Raw genomic sequence first — 7,513 nt, 5'->3', positions numbered from 1 at the left:
AGTGATTTCGCTCATGCTGTCATGAGTATATCAAACCCGTAAGCAGATATAAGAAATGATCTGGTCTATCAATGATAATAGTTCTCATACAAGAGAATAAGGATCAATAGATATATCTTTGCGACGACCCGCCCCTGATAACCCCAATTACTCCATACGCAATCAGGTAACACCCGATAAACACGATAAGAAGCTGCATTCCGTCCTGAGGATACAGGATAAGATAAAACCCGACAAGAGTGCTCAGCATTCCCCCGATAATCAGAAAGAGCCATGATATCCGGTCCTGAACAAACCCTGATGAAAACCCGAGTTGCATGATACCCATCATGAGGATCACGACCCCCAGTAATATTCCCATCAGTGAGACCGTCATATCAGGGTTGAAGAGAGCATACAGACTGACACATACACCGATGAGGCCCAGTAGAATAAAAGGAACAGAGAACCCTGAACCTCTCACCGAAGAGCCGATACCTACAAGCATCAGGGATATCAGAAAGATAACTGCGGCAAGAAACACCCCGATTATACCGGGGATAAAGGGAGAAAAGACAAGCATGAGAAGACCGATGAGTATTGCAACCATTCCCGCCTGTCTGGACATGCCCGAGCTCACCCATATCATGTTCATACAGGATGGTTGTACCATCACCCATAAATCCGAATTGATCTCCCCTCATGCATGCCATCTCTATTGACAGGTTTTTCGTGTTTGGAGAGGAGTGAATTTTCTTACGTGTGAAAAAAAATACATTCGGAAATCTATACCTCGATAAACCACTTACCCTCTCCTTTCAGCATCTCTTTTAAGGGCTGATCGACTTCATTCATTAATTTTATTGCAGATTCCGTTCTATCCGAGATGGTAAAAAAGGAGTATCAAAAAACTTTACTGCAGGGCAATTTTATGCATGAGCGCCATGATTCCGGGTTTTGGCTTTCCCATCCCTGTTCCGTTCTGTCCTGGTGCGAATCCTCCGAACATGGGTGGTGCTTCATACATCTCGGTGTTGATCCGGTCGGTTATCTCATCAAATATTCGTTTGTACGCGGTGCAGTGGGGATCAACACCGGTAATCTCTCCTCCCGACGGGGCAATCGCATTGTACGGGCATCCTCCCCGGCAGTACCTGATATGGGAACAGGATGAACAATGGGTATCAACGTAGGCTTTGAAATCATTCATGAGCCGTCCTGCTTTTGAATTGTCAAGATCCTGCCTGGTCGGCCGGTCACGGACATTCCCCATAACATACTCATCCATGCCTACAAACCGGTAACAGGGATAGATATTCCCATCCGGACCAATGGCGTAGGTATTTCCCATGCAGTCGGCAAATGTGCAGACATTGCCCCTTCTTGTAAAGACGCACCTGACCAGGTCATTGATATTCATAATATCAATCTCATGGTAATGATCAAGTGACTGATCCAGAAGGTAGACCAAGAGATCGCCAAATTTCTCCGGTGCCAGTGCCCACTCGTTCGGGCTTGAACTTCGAAGTGAGGGGAGGGCCGGATGCAGCTTCATGGTAAATCCCTGGTCGATGAAGAACTGTACAATAGATTCCCGCTTTTTTTCTGAATATCCGGTAAACGTGCAGATAAACCGGACCTGCAATCCATGCTCACGTGCAATCCGGTACCCTTCCATTGTTTTTTTGAAGTACCCGTCGCCCCGTTGATAGTCAGTGATCTCCTCCGGCCCATCAATACTGGATCCGATGGGAATATGATATGCTGCAAAGATATCTGCAAGTTCGGGAGTCATTTTCCAAAGGTTTGTCTGAATCGCGAATGAGGGCTTATTTTTTGCAAGACCTTCTGCAAGGAGGGGAAGTGCCTCACGGTAAAAGGCAGGTCCGGCAAGGAGGGGTTCACCACCGTGGAAGGTTATCGTGACCGGATCATCGCGGAAATCTGAAAGCCATGAGACGGTGTCCTTTATCACCTGAATATTCATGACTGGAGATCCTTCTTCAGAACTCCAGCAGTATTTACAGTTTGACGGGCAGCCAAGGGTCGGGATGAACATAATATGAAACGGGGTTTTCATCGATTCACCAGAAACTGATTACCATGTTGAACCGGAGATCTCAATTAAGTAAGCATCCGGGTGCGAAAACAGAGAAAAAATAACCTTTCGATATTCTATAAAATTTTCGAATTTAACCGGATTTTGATCTCGAACAGGCATTTATCAACGCAATGACCGGGAGAAAAGGACCGTTTCATTTGATTCTTCCAAAAGACATCCTCATGGAAACAGTGGATGTCACGCTTCCTACCGGCCCGTTCATCCCTCCCTCAGCTGAATACTTTGACAGAAAACGAGTAATTGAAGCGACAAAGGAACTTTGTGAGGCACAATGCCTGGTAATTCTAATCGGCACCGGGGCAATAGAGTCTGGTGCATGTGATGATATCATCGAACGTGCTGAGATGTACAATATACCGGTTGCAACTACCCCGAAGTCGAAAGGAGCGTTCCCCGAAGATCATCCGCTTGCTCTTGGTGTCCTTGGATTTGGTGGTTCGCCTCTTGCTGAGGAATATATAAAATCAGATGCGGTTATTGTTATATTAATCCGGTGGAAAAGCCTCCCGTCCAGTCATTTGCACAGGGAGCTCGTGACTACGCAATCCGGACTTTGCATTAAAGCCAGCAAAATCCTAACTTTTTCTGGATTTTCTCGATATAAACAGCTCATTCTTGCACCGAATGGGCGAACTCATTTTCAGAATCCATTTATGAAAAACCCGCATACGTTTGTACATGGATCCGATTATCAGCGCAATTCAGGAAGAACTCAAAGAGGTGATAGACGAAAAGACACAGAATAGTTATCAGCGGTTTTTCAAGGAAAAGGTGAACGCATACGGATGTAAGACGGCTGAGGTATCAAAAATAGCGAAAAAATACTGGAAAGAAGTCAGAACCAGAAGTAAACAAGAAATATTCTCTCTTTGTGAAGAACTCTACGAGTCAGGACATCTGGAGGAAACTTTTATTGTATCCTCCTGGGTCCCGAACCTCAAAGACCGGTTCAAGCCGGAAGACATAAACACCTTCAGATACTGGATTGAGAATTACATCACCAACTGGGCTACCTGCGATAGTTTTTGTAACCATTCGGTGGGTGATTTTATCGAGAAATACCCTGCATTCATCGGCGAACTAAAAAACTGGACCAGGTCAGAAAACCGGTGGATGAGACGGGCAGCTGCTGTATCACTCATTATACCAGCAAAGCGTGGAAGATATCTGGATGATGTCCTCGAAATTGCCGATGCTCTTCTGACCGATGAGGATGATATGGTCAGGAAAGGATATGGGTGGCTCTTAAAAGAAGCAAGCAGACAGCATGAGGATAGTATTTTTGAGTATGTTCAGGCACATAAAAAGGAGATGCCACGAACATCACTACGCTATGCCATTGAACTCATGCCAAAGGAGAGACGGGCAGAAGCAATGAAAAAGGACTGGAAATAAGAGACAAAACCGGGAGCATCATATAGATATATGGGAATAATTCATAATGGATGAGTGAGGCAGGCCAAACGGAAAGGAGGGCATTTGGGTGACATATTCACTTCCGTTCATCTCCGTATTGTGCCTTATCTCTGCGGCCATAACCTTCAGCCTCGGAATTTTTGTCTTTGCACGAAATCCCAAAAGTACTGTTCACCAGTTATTCCTTCTGCTCTGCTGTGCCGGAGCATTCTGGGCATTTTTTGAATATATGCTCAGGCAGGCAATTGCTCTCTCTTTTGCGTATTACTGGAACATGATAGGGTCAGAGTGGATTTTTACCGTTCCGGTTGCAATCTATTTTTGAGATCGTATTTCCCCCCGGCAACTGGAGAGCGGGCAGGGCCTGACCATTAAAAGATGGTATTATCCTCAATAAACCGCTCAATTATTTCTATCTCCCGTTCAAGGGTATCGCTGAGTTCAAGTGCCTTTGCACGGCTGAGATACTTTCTGGCTTCAAAGAAATCCCCCTCCTGTTTGCATTCGTCTGCATACCGGATCATGAGATCGATCATCTGCCGGTTTGGCCCAAAGGGAATATTCCGTTCATTCAGAATTTCATGGCCGTGGGAGATGATGAAGGGTATATCCGGTTCTGTTCCTGTTTTTTCCTGAATATATGCCAGTTCACGGGCAGTGTCCGGTGATTCTTCCCAGGTTGTAGCCATCAGATAGCAGGTTACTGCACCGGTATAATCGCCGGTTTCGGTCAAATAATACCCCATGTTCCGGTAGGCATGCGCAAGGTCGTCAGGCTTCCATGCATATTGCAGACACTGAATGGTACGATCGCGAAATTCCTCAAGGTTTCCTTCCTCGCGAGCAATATCCGCAAGTTCAAACAGAATGGCATCGTTAACCGGGCTGATTTGGACAAGTGAGGTGAAGAGTGCATGGGCTTTTTCTTTTTCTCCCTGCAATGCAATGAGCCTGCCATACTGAACCAGAATGTCTGTATTTTGGTACGGATGAATATCAGGGGCCTTGTCAGGACTCGTATCCTGGGCCAGAACGGTCTGGTAGTATGCGTACTCAATAAAATCGCGAAATGAGAGATAATTTCTCTTCGTGTGATCTGTCCGTTCTGCATACGGAAGGATACAGGCCAAGTCTTTTTCTGCGGCATGAAGATCCCTCTCATCCAGGGATATCCGGACAGTAGCAAGGACGGTTTGTACAAGACTCTCAGGATGCATCGCCTGAGATACCAGATTCCAGAACTCCTGCGGAGTGAGATGTTCTCTGGCAAGGAACGCGATACCCTCTGATACCTCCTGCTGGCACGGATGACCTGAAAAATGATGCTCCATATCGACGAGATACTCCAAAACCGCATCCTGTTCTGTGGGGAGATGTGCTCTGATATGTTGCAGGGTTCCTGCACAACGCTCTGGTGATGTCATACTTATGCCTGCCCTGACGGTCGGATCACATAGGATTGGTCTTCAGCCATAATGAACTCCCGGTCAGGCTCCAAGAGTTCTAGTACCTGAACAGATGATCTATTGGTATGCATCTCCAAAAGCAGGGAATCCGGGTGCTTGGAATATCCGAGTCATTTGCAGACCGCACGTGGTCGATCCTCTGCGGTGTGGTCATGCGACGGGACCTGCATATTGACGGGTTCTGCTTTGGAAAGGTACAGGTTGGGGGGATGGATGCAACCGGTGAGATTCTCAGGATGATTGCATCCCTGGATCGTGAAGACATAAACGCAATCATGCTGAATGGGTGTGTTATTGCCTGGTATAATGTGATTAATCCGGATGCAATCACGAAGAAGGCCAATATTCCGGTTATTTGCGTCTCCTATAAGGATTCAGAAGGTCTTGCTGATCATATCAGGCATCATTTCCCGGGAGATGAGGACCGGGTCAGGGCGTACGAGCGTCTCGGTGAGCGGATGCGTATTCATGTAAAAACAGGCCTGTCGGTGTATGCACGCGGGTATGGATGTTCAGAACAGGAAGTCAGACAGCTGATCCGGATTTTTACGCTCCATGGAAAGATTCCTGAACCGCTCCGGGTTGCACGACTGTGTGCACGAACCGTTCTGCAGCATTCCTGGAATGAGAAAATCACCATGTCATGAAAATAGTCCCTCCCCGTCCGATGAGATACTTGATATGGTCAGTCAGCCGTGTGATGCACGACCATGAATCATGAACTCGTGGTATGTTTTCGCTCATTCCCACTCTGACAGATGAGTGAAGAGTTACTTAAGGTTATACCTGTAATTACTCAGCTGGGATCCATGTCCCTGTTCCCGGGTGTCCTGCAAGAGGACAGAAATCGGAAAGGAATGGTGACAGGTGATAGTAATATGAATCCAAAACGATTGTTTGTTGGAAATCTGACATATTCTGTAGACGAGAAACAACTCTGGGGATTGTTCTCACGATATGGTGAGGTTGTCGGTGTTCGTGTCATTGAGGGGAAAGGATACGGATTTGTAGAGATGGAGAGCTATGAGGATGCACGGGCAGCACGAAACGCCCTCAACGAGACCGAGTTTCAGGGAAGAAACCTTCTTATTGATGATGTAAGACCGCCAAAAGCACGTGCCGGTTCTCCCCACCGACCAGGCGGGAAATATCAGGGTAAAAAACCATCATCGTTCGGCCAATCCAGAAAATCGGGGAAGAAAGGATGGGGGGAGGTGCGAAACAGGTCGTCATCTGGTAAGGCAGGAGGGGGAAGCGGGCGGACAAAGTGGGAAGAGTACCCTGAACGGGTATTACAGCGTGCTCCCCGGCCCTATCGCGATGAGAAAAAACCCATTGAAACGAAGAAACCAAAAGCTGCCGTACCAGCAGGCGGGAAACCTGCTTTAAAGAAACAAAAAACCCGGTTCTGGCCGGGTGGCAGCAGATAACTTTTTCCAGAAGAATCCTGTGCCATCCGAAGGGGCATGTCATGGCAACCAGGAGCCCCTACCGGTTGATCGGAAACATGTCTGAAGAGGGAGCATGTGGGTGTGTGATATACCTGATGATGAGCCTGATGACCTCCGGGTTTTTTGGGAGATATATGTGGCAGTACTGATAGGGTTCGGCCAGCATACTCCCCGGCTCTGATGGAATGATATCAAACTCCGTTCCCGGAAGGTATGAGTCATAATGGGGAATGACCCCGTCACCAAGCCATGTGGTCCGCCAGATCTCATCATGCCCAAGCACCCAGGTTCTCCCCTCAAAACTTGGAAAAAAAGCGGGATCTCCGGTCCGGTTCGCAGCAAGGATGTTCCGGTACCTGATATCAGGCCTGATTCCGGCTTTGCGTAACTCGCTCGTCTCCCGGCTCCTGATCCGCAGTCCCTGAACATTCACATCATGTTCAGGTTCATACCTCCGAGGGACGAATTCACCGGATAAAACCTGAATAACCCTGGGTCCATGAACGGGATCATTAAAAATCTCTGCCATTGATGAACCCTGGTTCGGAACGCCGATCTCGATCAGCTGACGGACCTTCTCCTCCCGCTTCTTCCCGTCAAGTACCTCCAGATAGTACCTCGTTACATAGCCCCCCATTGAATGACAGACGATGTCAATTGGCCCGGTATATCCCGCTGCCTTTCGTTTTTCATGAAGAAAAGACTTCAGCTGGTGGGCTATATGAGAGATTGTCGATGTGTGCAGATTCGAATAATCAAATAACCAGACCAGTTCTGTTGGTAACGGAACCTTCTCACGAAGCCTTCGCCAGATATCCGGATGACTCTTCCATCCATGAATCAGAACCAGGGGGACCGATTCCATAGTCATTGCGTCTGCCTGGCTGGACAGAAGTTGCAGATGGAGAAGAATACATCCTGTTCCTTATCCCGAATAGGACAGTAATACTCGGTGCCCCGTTTTTCCACAACCTGCCCTCCGGGAAAGGGCATCCCGACCGGATGGCCGGGGAGGTCTTCGACAAACATGGTGTATGCTGCTATGAGATAGTAAAAAAGCCGGTGTTTCGGACTCCAGA

Annotated in this window: 10 protein-coding genes; 5 read left to right on the top strand and 5 right to left on the bottom strand. The window is 47.6% G+C overall.

What is annotated here, in order from left to right; all coding sequences use genetic code 11:
* Positions 1 to 103: 103 nt before the first annotated feature.
* Both PLA23_RS08350 and PLA23_RS08345 read right to left on the bottom strand, forming a co-directional pair.
* On the bottom strand, positions 104 to 607 hold the full coding sequence (locus tag PLA23_RS08350; protein WP_324474843.1) for an HdeD family acid-resistance protein: 504 nt from the start codon (positions 605 to 607) through the stop codon (positions 104 to 106).
* A gap of 285 nt (positions 608 to 892) precedes the next feature.
* Positions 893 to 2,059, bottom strand: coding sequence for a TIGR04083 family peptide-modifying radical SAM enzyme (locus PLA23_RS08345; RefSeq protein WP_324474842.1), 1,167 nt, complete (start codon positions 2,057 to 2,059; stop codon positions 893 to 895).
* 152 nt (positions 2,060 to 2,211) lie between these two features.
* Here PLA23_RS08345 and PLA23_RS08340 point away from each other — a divergent pair, with 152 nt between their 5' ends.
* From PLA23_RS08340 to PLA23_RS08330, 3 genes are all read left to right on the top strand, one after another.
* The gene (locus PLA23_RS08340; protein WP_324474841.1) at positions 2,212 to 2,847 is read left to right on the top strand and encodes a hypothetical protein; all 636 of its coding nucleotides are present in this window, start codon (positions 2,212 to 2,214) and stop codon (positions 2,845 to 2,847) included.
* Positions 2,780 to 3,496 (top strand): DNA alkylation repair protein, encoded by a 717-nt coding sequence (locus tag PLA23_RS08335; protein WP_324329719.1) that lies wholly within the window; start codon positions 2,780 to 2,782, stop codon positions 3,494 to 3,496. Before PLA23_RS08340 ends, PLA23_RS08335 begins: the two co-directional genes overlap by 68 nt.
* An 88-nt stretch (positions 3,497 to 3,584) precedes the next feature.
* Positions 3,585 to 3,842, top strand: a complete 258-nt coding sequence (locus tag PLA23_RS08330; protein ID WP_324329721.1) for a hypothetical protein — start codon at positions 3,585 to 3,587, stop codon at positions 3,840 to 3,842.
* A 46-nt stretch (positions 3,843 to 3,888) separates the two neighbouring features.
* Here PLA23_RS08330 and PLA23_RS08325 read toward each other — a convergent pair whose 3' ends face one another.
* Positions 3,889 to 4,941, bottom strand: a complete 1,053-nt coding sequence (locus PLA23_RS08325) for a tetratricopeptide repeat protein (protein WP_324474840.1) — start codon at positions 4,939 to 4,941, stop codon at positions 3,889 to 3,891.
* Positions 4,942 to 5,048: 107 nt separating this feature from the next.
* Between PLA23_RS08325 and PLA23_RS08320 the strand changes: the two genes are divergently transcribed.
* Together PLA23_RS08320 and PLA23_RS08315 are read left to right on the top strand one after the other, a co-directional pair.
* Positions 5,049 to 5,630: an endonuclease dU gene (locus PLA23_RS08320; RefSeq protein WP_324329725.1), complete on the top strand. Its 582-nt coding sequence runs from the start codon at positions 5,049 to 5,051 to the stop codon at positions 5,628 to 5,630.
* A gap of 231 nt (positions 5,631 to 5,861) precedes the next feature.
* A complete protein-coding gene (locus PLA23_RS08315; RefSeq protein ID WP_324329727.1) occupies positions 5,862 to 6,413 on the top strand; it encodes an RNA recognition motif domain-containing protein in 552 nt (183 codons plus the stop codon).
* A gap of 58 nt (positions 6,414 to 6,471) precedes the next feature.
* On the opposite strand, the gene PLA23_RS08310 is transcribed toward PLA23_RS08315, so the two are convergent.
* Both PLA23_RS08310 and PLA23_RS08305 read right to left on the bottom strand, forming a co-directional pair.
* On the bottom strand, positions 6,472 to 7,299 hold the full coding sequence (locus tag PLA23_RS08310; protein ID WP_324474839.1) for an esterase/lipase family protein: 828 nt from the start codon (positions 7,297 to 7,299) through the stop codon (positions 6,472 to 6,474).
* 2 nt (positions 7,300 to 7,301) lie between these two features.
* The coding region (locus tag PLA23_RS08305; RefSeq protein ID WP_324474837.1) for a DUF2115 family protein at positions 7,302 to 7,513 on the bottom strand (212 nt) is incomplete at its 5' end.

Origin of the sequence: Methanospirillum sp. (assembly GCF_035406105.1) — an archaeon.
GTDB lineage: Archaea > Halobacteriota > Methanomicrobia > Methanomicrobiales > Methanospirillaceae > Methanospirillum.
This window is presented reverse-complemented; position numbering and strand designations above follow the sequence as displayed.